A 15,818-nucleotide genomic window follows, 5' to 3' on the forward strand; every position below is an offset into this window, starting at 1 on the left:
GCTTTTAAACATCAGTTTTGGTAAAAAAAACGGCGCTTATGATAGCGCATTGTTAATAATAACGGGCAGGATTTTTGAATGTAACTGAGAATTATTCAGGCTTAGCCATCTTAAGCATCTGAAACTTAAGAAGCTGATAACGACTCAACCAGATGAATATTCGGGATTTATTGTGATAACAGCAGCTTATGCGTTTGCCGTATTGCAAGCTAATATTGTTAATATAATTTTGCAGGTAAGTTAACAGAATTTCGTTTTGCCAGTTGCCTGCAACCCGGAAATCTCATTAAGTGTGAGGTTATGGACAAAAATATCCTTTTCAATCAGCGCATTCGCTTGCGCCATTTACATACCTTTGTTGCTGTCGCGCAACAAGGCACGCTGGGTCGGGCAGCAGAAACGCTGAACCTGAGCCAGCCTGCACTCTCGAAAACCCTTAATGAGCTGGAGGAACTGGCTGGAGCACGTTTATTTGAACGCGGTCGTCTCGGCGCCCAACTGACCACCCTGGGCGAACAATTCCTGACCCACGCGATTAAGGTGCTGGATGCCCTGAATCATGCAGGACAAAGCTTTAACTCACCGTTACCCGGACGCCCGATGGTCATCCGCCTCGGCGCGCTGACCACCGCCGCAATGGGTATGCTGCCGCAAATTTTAGATCGCTTTCACCAGCAGCAACCCAACACCACGGTACAGGTGGCGACGCTGCATAATAATGTGTTGTTAGCGGGCCTGCGGGCTGGCGAATTTGATATCGGTATTGGCCGTATGGCCGACAGTGAAATGATGGCGGGCCTGACTTACGAGTTGCTGTTTCTTGAATCGTTAAAGCTGGTGGTACGCCCGGAGCATCCGCTGTTGAGTGACAACGTCACGCTATCGCGCGCGATGCAGTGGCCCGTGGTGATCTCCCCGGAGGGCACGGCCCCACGTCGTATCGCGCAACAAATGCTGGATGAACAAGATTGTTCACTCCCCGCCAACTGCGTGGAAACGTCCTCAACGTCCCTGGCACGCCAGCTGGCGTTACGCTACGACTATGTCTGGTTTGTGCCTTCCGGGGCGGTTAAAGAGGATTTAAATCATAATGCGTTGTGCGCCCTGCCCATCTCGTCAGCCGGGCCAGGTGAGCCGGTCGGTATTATCACCCGTACCGGCAATACCCTGAGCCTGAGCGCAGAGGTGTTGATGGCCACCATCCGTAAGTTCCACAGCTAACGGCTGCGCTTGGCGTGCCGTTCGCGGTTATCCAGGCGGGCCTGATCGGTTTTACGCAAGCCAACATACAGCGCCCCGGCCCCGCCGTGGTGGGGTTGCGCGACGCAGAAGGTTTGCACCTCGTCGAATTGTGTCAGCCAGCGCGCCACATAGCTGCGCACGATATTGGCATGTGACTCGTCATCACGTCCCTTGCCGTGGATGATCAACAAATTACGTAACCCCTGCTTGCGCCCCTGCATCATAAAGCTGAACAGCGACTGACGGCAGGTTTCAACCGGCTGACGCAATAGATTGAGGCTGGCATCCAGCGGATATTTGCCCAGCCGCAATTTGTCCAACACGCCCTGCTGGATACCGTCCGCTTTATACTCCAGCGGCGTCGCCAGCGGAATAATTTCCAGAAAACCACGCGTCAGAAAGTTCTCTTCTTCCTCAATACGTTGCGGCACCCTGGTCGAGGGCGCACGCAGCCACTGGGTATTCGCGCAATCTTTCAACGGTGTCACATCACCCACGGCATCGCGGAACAGATCATCATCATCGAGGTTCATGGTTTTTTCTCCCAAGACAATTTAGCGTTGCAAGCTTAGCATGCACGCTGAGTGTCAACAAAACGTGCCAGATCAATATTCCCGTTGTAGAAATTATCCGCAAATAGCGGAGTTAGCGCTGATCAACTATTTTTGCGCCAGCCACACTTTTTTTGAGGATTATTACAGCTCGGACGAGTGCCCTTTGCATGAAAAAATGTTAAAATTGACGGCAGTCAATAATCATCGAGCGTACATATTATGATCCCGGAAAAACGCAGCATTCGACGTATTCAGTCTGGCGGTTGTGCCATCCATTGCCAGGATTGCAGTATCAGCCAGTTGTGTATTCCCTTCACGCTGAACGAACACGAACTGGATCAGCTGGATAATATTATTGAACGCAAAAAGCCCATTCAAAAAGGCCAGACGTTGTTCAAAGCCGGTGATGAATTGAAATCGTTGTATGCCATTCGCTCGGGCACCATCAAAAGCTACACCATCACCGAACAGGGTGACGAGCAAATTACGGGTTTCCATCTGGCAGGTGATTTGGTCGGTTTTGACGCCATTGTTAGCGCCCATCATCCCAGCTTTGCGCAAGCGCTGGAAACCGCGATGGTGTGCGAAATCCCGTTCGAAACCCTGGATGACCTCTCCGGTAAAATGCCCGCACTGCGTCAGCAGATGATGCGTCTGATGAGTGGTGAGATCAAAGGCGATCAGGACATGATTCTGTTGCTGTCCAAGAAGAATGCTGAGGAGCGTCTCGCCGCCTTTATCTGGAACCTGTCGCGCCGTTTTGGTCAACGTGGTTTCTCCCAACGAGAGTTCCGCTTAACCATGACGCGTGGCGATATTGGTAACTATCTGGGACTAACCGTAGAAACCATCAGCCGTTTACTCGGTCGTTTCCAGAAAAGTGGCATGCTGGCGGTAAAAGGCAAATATATCACTATCGAAAACCACTCAATGCTGGCAGAACTTGCTGGTCAGACTGAGCAAGCCGCCTGATACTCAGCCGGATCAATAATTGTTATTTTATTGATCCGGCAACAACTTTTTCCTTTCAGCACTGTCATAACTTAGGCTATCTTTAACCCAACTTGCTTTGGTTTTGAGGAGATTGCCCTATGTCCCGGTACCAAAATATTCTGGTCGCGATTGACGCACAACAGGATGATCAACCCGCGCTGCGGCGTGCGGTTTATCTCAATCAACGTATCGGCGGAAAAATCAAAGCTTTCCTGCCTATCTATGATTTCTCCTACGAAATGACCACCCTGCTGTCGCCGGATGAGCGCGCCAACATGCGTAAAGGTGTGATCAGCCAGCGTACCGAATGGATCCGCGAGCAGGCCCACGCTTATCTGGAGGCGGGCGTTGATATTGAAATTAAGGTTATCTGGCACAACCGTCCGTACGAAGCGATTATTCATGAGGTGATGACCCATCATCACGATTTGGTGCTGAAGATGGCGCATCAGCACGATCGTCTGGAAGCGGTAATTTTTACCCCCACCGACTGGCACCTGCTGCGTAAATGCCCTTGCCCGGTATGGATGGTAAAAGATCAGCCGTGGCCGGAAGGCGGTAAAGCACTGGTGGCGGTGAACCTCGCCAGCGAAGAACCCCATCATGACGCCCTCAATCAAAAATTGATTCGCGAAACCACCCAGTTGGCCGAAATGGTCAACCATACCGAAGTGCATCTGGTCGGTGCTTACCCGATTACCCCAATCAATATCGCTATCGAACTGCCGGATTTTGACCCCAGCGTGTATAACGACGCCATTCGCGGTCAGCATCTGGTGGCGATGAAAGCGCTGCGGCAGAAGTTCTCGATTAGCGAAGAGTTTACCCACGTCGCGAAAGGTTTACCGGAAGAAGTCATCCCGGATATCGCCAGCCATCTTAGTGCCGGTATTGTGGTGCTTGGCACCATCGGTCGCACCGGGTTGTCGGCGGCGTTCCTGGGAAATACAGCGGAACAGGTGATTGATCATCTGCGCTGCGATCTGTTGGCCATCAAACCTGATGACTTTAAATCGCCGATCGAGCTTGATGATGATGACGAAGAGGATGATGACGACTAACCTGCTGTGCTCGCTGGCAGAAAAAGCCGCGCGATAAATCGCGCAGCTACAGATAATGAAGGGCGACGGTATGTCGCCCTTTTTGTTTTATAACGCGCGCAGAATGCCTTCTACGCTGGCCTTCGCATCACCAAACAACATCTGGGTGTTGTCTTTGAAGAACAGCGGGTTCTGCACCCCGGCATAGCCGGTATTCATGGAACGCTTAAACACGATAACGTTCTGCGCTTTCCATACTTCCAGGACCGGCATACCCGCAATCGGGCTGCGCGGATCTTCCTGCGCGGCCGGGTTGACGGTGTCGTTCGCGCCGATAACCAGTACGGTGTCGGTATCGCTGAAATCATCGTTGATTTCATCCATCTCCAGCACCACGTCGTACGGTACTTTCGCTTCCGCCAGCAGCACGTTCATATGACCAGGCAGACGCCCTGCCACCGGGTGGATACCGAAACGTACCTTGATGCCGCGCGCGCGCAGTTTCTCGGTGATTTCCGCCACCGGATACTGCGCCTGCGCCACTGCCATGCCGTAGCCTGGGGTGATGATCACCGAAGATGACGCTTTCAGCAGTTCAGCGGTTTCTTCTGCGTTGATTTCGCGGTGTTCACCGGCTTCTTCGCTTTCACCACCGACGCTGGTGTCAGTACCAAAACCACCGGCAATCACGCTAATAAAGGAACGGTTCATCGCCTTACACATGATGTACGACAGGATGGCACCGCTCGACCCCACTAACGCACCGGTGACGATCAGCAGATCGTTGCTCAGCATAAAACCGGCGGCTGCGGCTGCCCAGCCTGAGTAGGAGTTCAGCATCGACACCACGACCGGCATATCGGCACCACCGATAGAAGCCACCAGATGCCAGCCAAACGCCAGCGCAATCACGGTCATCAGCAACAGCGCGAACACCTGTGCGCCGGTACTTTCGGTACGAACAAACCACACCAGCAGCAGGAACGATACCACCAACGCCAGCAGGTTAAGCTTATGACGATGCGGCAGCATCAGCGGGCGAGATGAAATCTTACCGCGCAGCTTACCAAAGGCGACAATCGAACCGGTGAAGGTCACCGCACCGATAAAGATACCGAGGAACACTTCGGTCAGATGGATATTTTCCATCACCGCCGACAGACCCGGTGCGTGGTCGAGGTAGCTGTTGAAGCCCACCAGTACCGCCGCCAGACCCACGAAGCTGTGCAGAATCGCCACCAGCTCCGGCATCTCGGTCATCTCGACTTTCTTCGCCAGACGTACGCCAATCGCACCACCGATCACCATCGCCAGCAGGATCCACGCAACGTTGCCGCTGTTGGGGCCAAAGATCGTAGCGAGCAGCGCAATCGCCATCCCGCTCATACCAAAAATGTTACCCTGCTTTGACGTCTCGTGTTTCGAGAGACCTGCAAGGCTGAAAATAAACAGAATCGCGGCAACAATGTATGCTGCAGTGACTAATCCGCCAGACATGTTGTTACCCCTTAATTCTTACGAAACATTTTCAGCATGCGCTGGGTGACGGTAAAGCCACCAAAGATGTTGATACTGGCGATCAGCACCGCGATAAACGCCAGCAGCGTAACCCAACCACCGTGGCCCATCTGCAACACCGCACCAACCACGATAATGCCGGAAATCGCATTGGTGACCGACATCAACGGCGTGTGCAGCGCATGGCTGACATTCCACACCACGTAGTAACCCACCACGCAGGAGAGCGCAAACACGGTAAAGTGCGACAGGAACTCTGGTGGCGCTACATTCGCCAGGCAGGCGAACAACACCACGGCCAGCGCCAGCAGCACCAACTTACGCCACGGTGACGCCGGTTTCTGCTCGACTTTCTCTTTCGGCGCGACGGCAGCCGGTGCCGCTTTTGGCGCAGCAGATACCTGAATCGGCGGAGCCGGCCAGGTGACTTCGCCTTCACGGATGACGGTGACACCACGAATCACCACGTCTTCGAAATCAACGGTGATTTGACCGTCTTTCTCTTTACACAGCAGCTTCAGCAGGTTCACCAGGTTGGTGCCGTACAACTGGGATGACTGGGTCGGCAGACGGCTTGGCAGATCGGTATAACCGATGATCTTCACGCCGTTTTCGGTCAGTGTGACTTGATCCGCCACGGTCAACTCGCAGTTACCGCCGGTTTGTGCCGCGAGATCGACGATCACGCTACCCGGTTTCATGCTGGCGACCATCTCTTTGGTGATCAGTTTCGGTGCCGGACGGCCAGGGATCAGGGCGGTGGTGACAATGATGTCGACCTCTTTCGCCTGATTAGCAAACAGCTCCATCTCTGCCTTAATAAAGGCTTCTGACATCACTTTAGCGTAACCATCGCCGCTGCCCGCTTCTTCCTCGAAGTCCAGCTCAAGGAACTCGGCGCCCATACTCTGCACCTGTTCCTTCACTTCCGGACGGGTATCAAAGGCACGCACGATAGCGCCAAGACTGCCCGCCGCACCGATCGCAGCCAGGCCCGCCACGCCTGCACCAATCACCATCACTTTGGCGGGCGGCACTTTACCTGCGGCGGTGATCTGTCCGGTAAAGAAGCGGCCAAATTCGTGGGCGGCTTCAACGATAGCGCGATAGCCCGCAATATTCGCCATGGAGCTGAGTGCGTCCAGTGCCTGAGCACGCGAAATACGCGGTACTGAATCCATTGCCATTACGGTCACGTTACGTGCCGCGAGTTTCTCCAGCAGCGCCGGGTTCTGCGCAGGCCAGATAAAGCTCACCAGCGTGCTACCTGCACGCGTCAGGGCAATCTCGTCATCATCAGGTGCATTCACTTTCAGCACGATATCAGACTGCCACACCGCGTCGGTGTTGCTGATGGTCGCGCCTGCGGCAACAAAACTGTCATCATCGAAGCTGGCCCGAATACCTGCGCCCTGCTCGATGGTTACGCTGAATCCCAGCTTGATCAGTTGCTCAACGGTTTTCGGCGTGGCAGCCACGCGCGATTCGTTGGCTAACCGCTCTTTGGGTATCCCAATTAACATACTGTTTCCTTTCATCGGTTAAAGGATGAGGGTCTGTAAGCGGCACAAGCTCATGCAACTGAAACAATGTTTCAGCTACTTATGAGCGAAATGCGCAATGTAACAAAGTCTTTATAACCTACTGAAAATATGAATAGCGATCCACAGCGATAATGCATACTTATGACATTCACACAAATATTCAGAAGCAAAGATTGATTGCCGCGTTTTGCCACTAGATTTCGGCCATAATAAAAAATTATATGCTGAGCAAAATCGTGTCACGGCGAATTAAGTGTTATTAAAAACCTTTATTTAACAATACTTTAACTATTACGGTACTAAGTATTACCAGATTTAGTGGTAACGCGCACAAAAAAACGCCATAGCAGATAGTGATGACAACCAAATGAATAATTCGGGATGATTGTCAATTCAGGCCGCATAAATTGGCTGAGACAGGCTGATTATTACATGCAATAATCAGCGGCTAATCTGTTATACATCAAGAGTCCAGCACGTTTTCGTACTCATTTTTGCGTAAGGCGAAGGATCATTTTTATGAAGCTGAAGAACACCATTCTGGCGTCCACCTTGTTATCTCTGCTGGCAGCCAATGCGTTTGCTGCGCAGGAACTGACGCCGGAAAAAGCGGCCGCTTTGAAGCCATTCGAACGTATTAATATCACCGGCCGTTTCAACGCCATTGGCGACGCTGCTGACGCTGTCTCAAAACGTGCAGACGAATTGGGCGCAGCCTCTTTTTATATCCAGGGCATCAACGATGCCACCGGTAACAGTGGTAACTGGCGTGTGACGGCTGACCTGTATCATGCCGATGCCCCAGAAGCGTCCAAAACGACGGAATACCTGACCTACAACGGCGTTAAAGCGCTGCCGAAAGCGGAAGCCTACCGTCTGGAACCGTTCGATACCGTTTCCGTCAGCGGCTTCTTTTCCAGCCAGCCGGACGTCAACGATGCCATTTCAAAAGCGGCCAAAGAGAAAGGTGCGGCTTCCTTCTTTATTATTCGTCAAATTGACGCCAACAACGGTGGCAACCAGTACGTGACGGCCTATGTCTACAAGGCCGATGCCAAAGAACGTAAGGTACAAAGCCCGAACCTGATTCCGGCCGATTCTGAAGCCGGTAAAGCTGCGCTGGCAGCCGGTGGCGCAGAAGCGAAGAAAGTGGAGATCCCGGGTGTTGCTTCATCAGAAACGCCAAGCAACAGTGTAGGTCGTTTCTTTGAAACCCAATCCTCCACCGGCCAGCGCTATACCGTCACCCTGCCAAACGGCACCAAAATTCAGGAAGTGAATGCCATCACGGCGGCACAAATGCAGCCGTTTGATACCGTGACCTTTACCGGCCACTTCGGTTCACCGACTGAGATCTCTGAAGAAGTGGCAAAACGCGCCGCGGATAAAGGGGCGAAGTTCTACCATGTCACCCGTCAGTGGCAGAACCAGAGCGGCGGTAACCTGACCGTCACGGCTGATCTGTTCAAGTAATCTCCCTACAGGGCGGCACCCGTCGCCCTGCTATTTGCATAAATGCTGAGCATCTCTGCATCATCATGCATTGCCTTCCCGTGTTGCACTCCGTAGAATCTGCCGCCTGATTTTCAGGGTATTCCGTGTTAACGACGGCAATTCGTCGCATTAATCTCCAGCGGAATCGTTTTTACCCAGCAGACTCTGCTGTTCAGGAATGGCGTTTTGGATAAAAAATTAGGTCTTAGCGCGCTCACCGCGCTGGTGCTCAGTTCAATGCTCGGCGCAGGGGTATTTAGCCTGCCACAAAATATGGCCGCAGTTGCCGGTCCTGCGGCATTGCTGATTGGCTGGTTAATCACCGGCGTCGGAATTCTGTTGCTCTCACTGGCGATGCTGTTTCTGACGCGTCTGCAACCGGAGCTGGATGGCGGCATCTTCGCCTATGCGCGTGCCGGATTTGGTGAGTTGATGGGCTTCTGCTCGGCGTGGGGCTACTGGCTGTGCGCAGTGATAGCCAACGTCTCCTATCTGGTGATTGTTTTTTCCGCCCTGAGTTTTTTCACTGACAGTCCGGGTCATGTGGTCTTTGGTGACGGCAACACCTGGCAGGCGATGCTCGGTGCATCGGTGCTGTTGTGGCTGGTCCACGCCCTGGTGCTGCGCGGGGTGCAGACGGCAGCCAGCATCAATCTGTTGGCAACTCTGGGTAAACTGGTGCCGTTGCTGCTGTTTGTGGTGCTGGCCGTGCTGGCGTTTAACCTCGACCGTTTCCGTCTCGATTTCACTGGCGTTGCCCTGGGCAAACCGCTGTGGGAACAAGTAAAGCAGACCATGCTGATTACCTTGTGGGTATTTATCGGCGTGGAAGGTGCAGTGGTGGTGTCAGCTCGCGCCCGCCATAAGAAAGATGTCGGACGCGCCACCCTGCTGGCAGTGCTGGCGGCGCTGCTGGTGTATCTGCTGGTGACGTTGCTGTCGCTTGGCGTGGTGCCGCGTGCCGAACTGGCGCAGATGCGCAATCCCTCGATGGCGGGCTTAATGCAGCATCTGATCGGCCACTGGGGTGACGCGGTGATTGCCATCGGGTTGATTATCTCGGTGTGCGGCGCTTATCTGAGCTGGACCATTATGGCAGCCGAAGTGCCGTTCCTCGCGGCGCAGCAAGGGGCCTTCCCGCGCAGCATCGCCCGCCAGAATCGCCACAACGCGCCTGCGGCATCGCTATGGCTCACCAACGCTAGCGTTCAGGTCTGTCTGATTCTGATTGCCGTCACCGGCGCCGATTACAATACCTTGCTGACCATCGCGTCCGAGATGATCCTCGTGCCCTATCTGCTGGTTGGCCTTTACCTGATCAAGGTGGTACGCGGCCAGCAGAAACCGTTATTGATGCTGACCGGCATCGGTGCCAGCCTGTATGGCATCTGGCTGCTGTACGCCTCTGGTCCACTGCATCTGCTGCTTTCGGTGGTGCTGTACGCGCCGGGTGTGTTGCTGTTTCTCTATGCGCGCCGTGGCGGCCGTGCCAGCAACGCGCTGTCACAGCTGGAACGTATCGCGATTATGATGTTGATGGCCGCGTCCCTGCCCGCCGTGTGGCAGCTGGCGAATTAATGCGGCTTGCCGGGAATGGTGACACACAGCAGGTCGCCCTGCTGTGTCAGGTTGAGCGGCTTACGGTATTCATGATGGATAGCGTCAAGCTGCTCCGCCGACAGCGGATAAGGTAACTGGATATCAAAGCGGCTGATGTGCTGCTGTTCAGCAAGGGTAATCAGGCGAGCAATGTTAATCTCGTCACTGACCTGGGTTGAAATGATTTGTAATGCTAATTCTTTCAGATGGTCATCGCTGGCCTGTAAACTGTGCGCTGATTTACGGGTGACCATGCCGAAAATTGGCAACACTCCATAGATAGCATCGACGAAGCTCCAGCGTTTTTTACACGAGGCGGAAAGGAAATCACTGTAATTGAAGCAGATGCGGTCACTGTATCCGGCTGAAGCCAGCTCTTTATCAGACACCCTCGCACTCCTCCTGTTTTTCATTACGGTTCCGAACCTTGCGCTACAACGCGTCGGTAATAATGGCACATTTCACCGTGCGGATACCAGAGAGCAAAGGATATTTCGTGCTGTAGCATAGAGCTGAAAGGCCGAAAAAGCTATGCTGCTGTCCATACTCACCAGTCGCAGTGGATTATGAACAAGATTGTATATGTGGAAGATGAACCGGAAGTCGGCGAACTGATTGCCGCCTACCTTGGGCGTCATGATATTGACGTGATCGTGGAAACGCGCGGCGATCGCGCTGAAGCCACCATTGCCGCTGCGGATCCTGACCTGGTGATGCTGGATATCATGTTACCAGGGAAAGACGGTATGACCCTGTGTCGCGACTTACGCGCCAGCTGGCAAGGACCGATTGTGTTGCTGACCTCGCTGGATAGCGATATGAACCACATTCTGGCGCTGGAAATGGGTGCCAACGACTATATTCTCAAAACCACCCCACCCGCTGTGCTGCTGGCACGTCTGCGTCTTCATTTACGCCAGGCGCACATCGGCCAGCCGGAAATCGCACCGGCGGTCCAAAGCTCGCAAAAAGTGTTGCGTTTTGGCTCGCTGACCATCGATGCGCTGAATCGTCAGGTCACGCTGTTTGATGAAAACATCACCCTGTCGACCGCTGATTTCGATCTGCTGTGGGAGCTGGCGAACCACGCCGGACAGATCCTCAATCGCGATGCGCTGTTACAAACCCTGCGTGGCGTCAGCTATGACGGGATGGATCGCAGCATTGATGTGGCAATTTCGCGCCTGCGCAAAAAATTGTACGACAGCGCAACCGAGCCGTTTCGCATCAAAACCATCCGTAACAAAGGTTATCTGTTCGCGCCGCAGGCCTGGGATACCCGAACCGCATGAGAAAGCTCTTTATCCAGTTCTATCTGCTGCTGTTTGTCTGTTTTCTGGTGATGACCCTGCTGGTTGGGCTGGTGTACAAATTCACGGCCGAACGCGCCGGACGCCAGTCGATGAACGATTTAATGGCCAGCTCACTGTTTCTGATGCGCAGCGAGTTGCGCGAGATCCCGCCACATGACTGGAACAAAACCATTCGTAGCCTCGATCTCAACCTCTCGTTTGACCTGCACATCGAGCCAATGAGTAAATATGAACTTGATGAGCTGAATATGAAGCGGTTGCGCGCGGGGGAAATCGTCGCGCTCGACGATCAATACACCTTCCTGCAACACATCCCGCGCAGCCACTATGTATTGTCGGTCGGCCCGATCCCTTATCTGTTTTATCTGCACCAGATGCGCCTGCTGGATATCGCGTTGCTGGCGTTTATCGGCATGTCGCTGGCATTGCCGGTGTTTATCTGGATGCGCCCGCACTGGAAAGAGATGCTGCGGCTGGAAAAAGCTGCGCAGCGCTTCGGCCGCGGCGAGCTGGACGTACGTACCCATTTCGACAGCACCTCCAGCCTGTTCCGCCTCGGCGTGGCTTTCAACCAGATGGCTGATAACATCAACACGCTGGTCGCCAGCAAAAAGCAGCTGATTGACGGCATCGCCCACGAATTACGCACCCCGCTGGTACGCCTGCGTTACCGCCTGGAGATGAGCGAAAACCTCAGCGAAAGCGAATCTGCCGCGCTTAATCGTGACATCGGGCAGCTGGAGAGTCTAATTGAAGAGTTGCTCACCTATGCACGTCTCGACCGCCCTCGGGTCGACCTGAGCCTGAAATCGTTCGATCTTGCTGAATGGCTGCGGCTGCATATTGAAGATGTACAGGCGATCAATCCACAGGCGCAAATCGATCTCGACATTCCGCAACGTGAAAACTACGGCGTTGCCGACACCCGTTTGATGGAACGCGTACTGGATAACCTGGTCAACAATGCGCTGCGCTACGCCCAGTCACGGTTGCGTGTCAGCCTGTGGTTTGACGGCAGCGTTGGTTGTTTGCAGGTGGAGGATGATGGCCCCGGCATCCCGCAGGAAGAACGCGAACGCGTGTTTGAACCCTTTGTACGACTCGATCCCAGCCGCGATCGCGCCACCGGGGGTTGTGGTCTGGGGCTGGCGATTGTCCACTCCATCGCGCTGGCGTTGCAGGGCAACGTCACCATTGAAAGCAGCCCGCTGGGCGGAGCCAGCGTTCGCTTTTGCTGGCCGGTTGACTTACCGTTGCGGGAAATCCCCTCGCGCTTAACTTAACAAGGAGTTTGCCTGTGTCCTCAGCTTATCAGGAACTTAGCCGCACTTTTCTGCGCCTGTCTCGTTTTGGTCATTTAGGTGCCATTGCTGGCGTAGATATGCAAACCGCCATGCCAGCCGGAGGCAGCCGTGCCCGGGGCGAAGCGATGGCGGAACTGAGCGTGTTTATGCACGAACTGCTGACCGATAAACGCCTTGGTGGCCTGTTCGCGGCGGCGCAGCAGGAGTCGCTCAACGATGTTGAGCAGGCAAACCTGACGGAAATGCAGCGTGCCTGGCAGCAGGCTACCCTGCTGCCCGCCTCGTTGGTGGAAGCCAAGTCTCTCGCGGGATCACGCTGCGAACATGCCTGGCGTACCCAGCGTCCGGCCAACGACTGGCAAGGTTTCTCCGCCAATCTGAAGGAAGTGGTGAAATTAAGCCGCGAAGAAGCCCAACTGCGCGCCGAAGCGTCCGGTAACTCGCGCTACGATGCCCTGCTGGATGTGTTCGAACCGGGGATGACCAGCGCCCAACTCGACCAGACGTTTGGTGATTTAAAAAGCTGGCTGCCGGATCTGCTGCAAAAGGTGGTGGCAAAGCAACAGCATCAGACCACCCTCGCCCCGGTTGGTCCCTTTGCCATTGAGGCACAAAAGCAGCTCGGCCTGAGCCTGATGGCGACGCTGGGCTTCGATTTTAATCATGGCCGCCTCGACGTCAGCGCTCACCCGTTTTGTGGCGGGGTACCCGAAGATGTCCGTATCACTACGCGCTACAACGAGAATGACTTCCTCAGCGCCATGATGGGGGTGATCCACGAAACCGGTCATGCCCGTTATGAGCAAAACCTGCCGCAGCAGTGGCGCGGCCAGCCGGTCGCGCTTGCACGCTCCACGGCGATGCATGAATCGCAGAGCCTGTTTATGGAGATGCAACTTGGACGCAGCCGCGAGTTTCTCCAGCATATCCAGCCGCAGGTTATTGCCCTGATGGGTGATCAACCTGCCCTGAGCAGTGAAAACTTTATTCGGCTGACCCAACGCGTGAAACCTGGTTTCATTCGCGTCGATGCCGATGAACTGAGCTATCCGGCGCATGTCATCCTGCGTTACGAAATCGAACGCGCATTGATTGAAGGCGAAATTGAAGTTGATGACATTCCGGCGCTGTGGGACGAAAAGATGCAGCAGTCTCTGGGTATCGACACCCGTGGTAATTACCGCGACGGTTGCATGCAGGATATTCACTGGACAGACGGTGCCTTTGGCTACTTCCCGACTTATACCCTGGGCGCAATGTATGCCGCTCAACTGTTCCAGGCGGTTAAACGCGCGCTTCCACAGATTAGCGAGCTGATTCAGCACGGCGAGCTGCAACCGGTGTTTGACTGGCTGCAACAAAACATCTGGCAACACGGCAGTCGTTTCCCCACCCAACAGTTACTGGTGAACGCCACCGGAGAAACCTTAAATCCGGCCTATTTCCGTCAGCATCTTGAACAACGTTACCTGACTGATTAAACTGCGCGGCGTTTTCGTAGCGGCGCGATTCATCGCGCCTTTTTCGCCGTATAAAAACCCACGCGATAAATCGCGCCGCCACCTTTGTACATTCCGTTACACGCCGATACCAATCCCTCACGGAAAGAACTGTTGCGATTACATATAGTCATTTCACCGGCCCCGCAGTGGGCTACACATGAAAAAATAGTTCGAGGAATTTGCAATGAAAAAATTATTTGCGCTGGTGATCGCCGCTGCTATGGGTCTGTCTTCTGTAGCTTTCGCAGCTGAAACCACTGCTACTCCGGCTCCGGCTGCTGCTGCAACCACTACTGCTGCACCGGTTAAGCACAAAGCAACTACGCACAAACACAAGAAAGCCGCTGCTCAGAAAGCTCAGGCTGCCAAGAAGCACAAAAAAGTAGCTAAGAAAGCCCCGGCTGCACAGAAAGCTCAGGCTGCTAAAAAGCACCACAAAAAAGCAACCAAACCAGCTGCACAGAAAGCCCAGGCTGCTAAAAAGCACCACAAAAAAGCAACCAAACCGGCTGCACAGAAAGCCCAGGCTGCTAAAAAGCACCACAAAAAAGTAACTAAACCTGCTGCACAGAAAGCTCAGGCTGCTAAAAAGCACCACAAAAAAGCGACCAAAAAAGCCGCTAAATAAGGTTGCCTTCGCGCGCCCGACCTTGCATTAATGATTGAAAACACCCGGTTCTGCCGGGTGTTTGTTTACTGGAGTAGCGGAATATGGTGCGTCGCTATCGCTTCGAAATCATTTTGATTGTGGTGATCCTGTGCGGCATTGTCGCAGCCAGTTTTTTTATTTAGTCGTTGTAGCGTGCTGATTATTCCAATATTTCTCCCTTTTTTACCGCTCTCCGACTATAGTTATCGCTCAAGCGTGATGACAAAAACCTCTACTTATTCTCGCCATTGAGAGAACTATGCGCCTGGCTATCCTGTTATTTGTTGGTATTTTCAGCTTTAACCTCGCAGCACATGCCGATGATGAAGACGGGCCAAGCCCTGATGACATCAAAACCCTGTTCTTTGGCAAGGATCACCGCAAAGCGATCAGCGATGTCAGCGCTGCCCCCTGGGACGCCATTGGTCAACTGGAGACCGAAAGTGGCAACCTGTGCACCGCGACGCTGATCTCTGCCCATCTGGCGCTCACCGCCGGTCATTGCCTGCTCACCCCGCCCGGTAAGTTCGACAAACCGGTGGCGTTGCGTTTTATGGCAGGCAGCAAGGGCTGGCGTTATGAAATCCATGATATCGACGCCCGCGTCGAACCGTCGCTGGCGCGTAAGTTAAAAGCCGATGGCGAAGGCTGGATCGTCCCGCCTGACGCCGCCCCTTATGATTACGGTCTGGTGATTCTGCACAATCCACCCTCGGCGATTACCCCGATTCCCTTGTTTGATGGATCACGCGGCGATTTAACCGATGCGTTGAAAGCCACCGGTCGTAAAGTGACACAGGCGGGTTACCCGGAAGATCATCTGGATACGCTGTATTCACACAGCGATTGCCTGGTGACTGGCTGGGCGCAACGCGCGGTGCTATCGCATCAATGCGATACCCTGCCCGGCGACAGCGGTTCACCGTTGTTGCTGAAGAAAGATGATGGCTGGCAGCTGATTGCGGTACAAAGCTCGGCACCTGCCCCGGCCGACCGTTATCGTGCGGATAACCGTGCGATTGCCGTCACCTCGTTCCGGGACAAGCTGGAAGCATTAGCGCAATAG

The 15,818-nt window shown here is 54.0% G+C and carries 15 protein-coding genes; 11 read left to right on the forward strand and 4 right to left on the reverse strand.

What is annotated here, in order from left to right; translation table 11 throughout:
* Positions 1–300 precede the first annotated feature (300 nt).
* Positions 301–1,221 (forward strand): LysR substrate-binding domain-containing protein, encoded by a 921-nt coding sequence (locus AC6I8T_RS10620; protein WP_021183162.1) that lies wholly within the window; start codon positions 301–303, stop codon positions 1,219–1,221.
* Here AC6I8T_RS10620 and smrA read toward each other — a convergent pair.
* Positions 1,218–1,775, reverse strand: a complete 558-nt coding sequence (gene smrA / locus AC6I8T_RS10625; RefSeq protein WP_208723481.1) for a DNA endonuclease SmrA — start codon at positions 1,773–1,775, stop codon at positions 1,218–1,220. The genes AC6I8T_RS10620 and smrA overlap by 4 nt on opposite strands.
* A 240-nt stretch (positions 1,776–2,015) precedes the next feature.
* Here smrA and fnr point away from each other — a divergent pair, with 240 nt between their 5' ends.
* Positions 2,016–2,768, forward strand: a complete 753-nt coding sequence (gene fnr, locus AC6I8T_RS10630) for a fumarate/nitrate reduction transcriptional regulator Fnr (protein ID WP_021183160.1) — start codon at positions 2,016–2,018, stop codon at positions 2,766–2,768.
* A 119-nt stretch (positions 2,769–2,887) separates the two neighbouring features.
* Positions 2,888–3,850, forward strand: coding sequence for a universal stress protein UspE (uspE, locus tag AC6I8T_RS10635; protein ID WP_021183159.1), 963 nt, complete (start codon positions 2,888–2,890; stop codon positions 3,848–3,850).
* Between the two features lie 87 nt (positions 3,851–3,937).
* Here uspE and pntB read toward each other — a convergent pair whose 3' ends face one another.
* Together pntB and pntA are read right to left on the reverse strand one after the other, a co-directional pair.
* Positions 3,938–5,326, reverse strand: coding sequence for a Re/Si-specific NAD(P)(+) transhydrogenase subunit beta (gene pntB / locus AC6I8T_RS10640; RefSeq protein ID WP_021183158.1), 1,389 nt, complete (start codon positions 5,324–5,326; stop codon positions 3,938–3,940).
* A gap of 11 nt (positions 5,327–5,337) precedes the next feature.
* Positions 5,338–6,870 (reverse strand): Re/Si-specific NAD(P)(+) transhydrogenase subunit alpha, encoded by a 1,533-nt coding sequence (gene pntA, locus AC6I8T_RS10645; protein ID WP_415173717.1) that lies wholly within the window; start codon positions 6,868–6,870, stop codon positions 5,338–5,340.
* A 540-nt stretch (positions 6,871–7,410) separates the two neighbouring features.
* On the opposite strand from pntA, the gene ydgH reads away from it, so the two are divergent.
* Both ydgH and AC6I8T_RS10655 read left to right on the forward strand, forming a co-directional pair.
* Entirely contained in the window at positions 7,411–8,364 is a 954-nt protein-coding gene (gene ydgH / locus AC6I8T_RS10650; protein ID WP_208723483.1) for a DUF1471 family protein YdgH, read from the forward strand.
* Positions 8,365–8,571: 207 nt separating this feature from the next.
* On the forward strand, positions 8,572–9,963 hold the full coding sequence (locus AC6I8T_RS10655; protein ID WP_021183155.1) for a basic amino acid/polyamine antiporter: 1,392 nt from the start codon (positions 8,572–8,574) through the stop codon (positions 9,961–9,963).
* On the opposite strand, the gene AC6I8T_RS10660 is transcribed toward AC6I8T_RS10655, so the two are convergent.
* Complete coding sequence (locus AC6I8T_RS10660) at positions 9,960–10,373, reverse strand: hypothetical protein (protein ID WP_021183154.1); 414 nt, start codon at positions 10,371–10,373, stop codon at positions 9,960–9,962. The two genes, AC6I8T_RS10655 and AC6I8T_RS10660, sit on opposite strands and share 4 nt — an antisense overlap.
* Before the next feature lie 177 nt (positions 10,374–10,550).
* On the opposite strand from AC6I8T_RS10660, the gene rstA reads away from it, so the two are divergent.
* From rstA to AC6I8T_RS10690, 6 genes are all read left to right on the forward strand, one after another.
* Positions 10,551–11,276 carry a two-component system response regulator RstA gene (gene rstA / locus AC6I8T_RS10665; protein WP_208723485.1) on the forward strand — a complete coding sequence of 242 codons (726 nt, stop codon included), beginning with the start codon at positions 10,551–10,553 and terminating at the stop codon, positions 11,274–11,276.
* Complete coding sequence (gene rstB, locus AC6I8T_RS10670) at positions 11,273–12,580, forward strand: two-component system sensor histidine kinase RstB (RefSeq protein ID WP_021183152.1); 1,308 nt, start codon at positions 11,273–11,275, stop codon at positions 12,578–12,580. The genes rstA and rstB overlap by 4 nt, the downstream gene beginning before the upstream one ends.
* 14 nt (positions 12,581–12,594) lie before the next feature.
* Entirely contained in the window at positions 12,595–14,082 is a 1,488-nt protein-coding gene (locus AC6I8T_RS10675) for a carboxypeptidase M32 (protein ID WP_208723486.1), read from the forward strand.
* Between the two features lie 205 nt (positions 14,083–14,287).
* A complete protein-coding gene (asr, locus tag AC6I8T_RS10680; RefSeq protein WP_021183150.1) occupies positions 14,288–14,731 on the forward strand; it encodes an acid resistance repetitive basic protein Asr in 444 nt (147 codons plus the stop codon).
* An 83-nt stretch (positions 14,732–14,814) separates the two neighbouring features.
* Positions 14,815–14,895 carry a small membrane protein YdgU gene (gene ydgU, locus AC6I8T_RS10685; RefSeq protein WP_462982560.1) on the forward strand — a complete coding sequence of 27 codons (81 nt, stop codon included), beginning with the start codon at positions 14,815–14,817 and terminating at the stop codon, positions 14,893–14,895.
* A 116-nt stretch (positions 14,896–15,011) separates the two neighbouring features.
* Entirely contained in the window at positions 15,012–15,818 is an 807-nt protein-coding gene (locus tag AC6I8T_RS10690; protein ID WP_021183149.1) for a trypsin-like serine peptidase, read from the forward strand.

It is taken from the genome of Pantoea sp. X-Soil-OKNW-556, assembly GCF_059730695.1.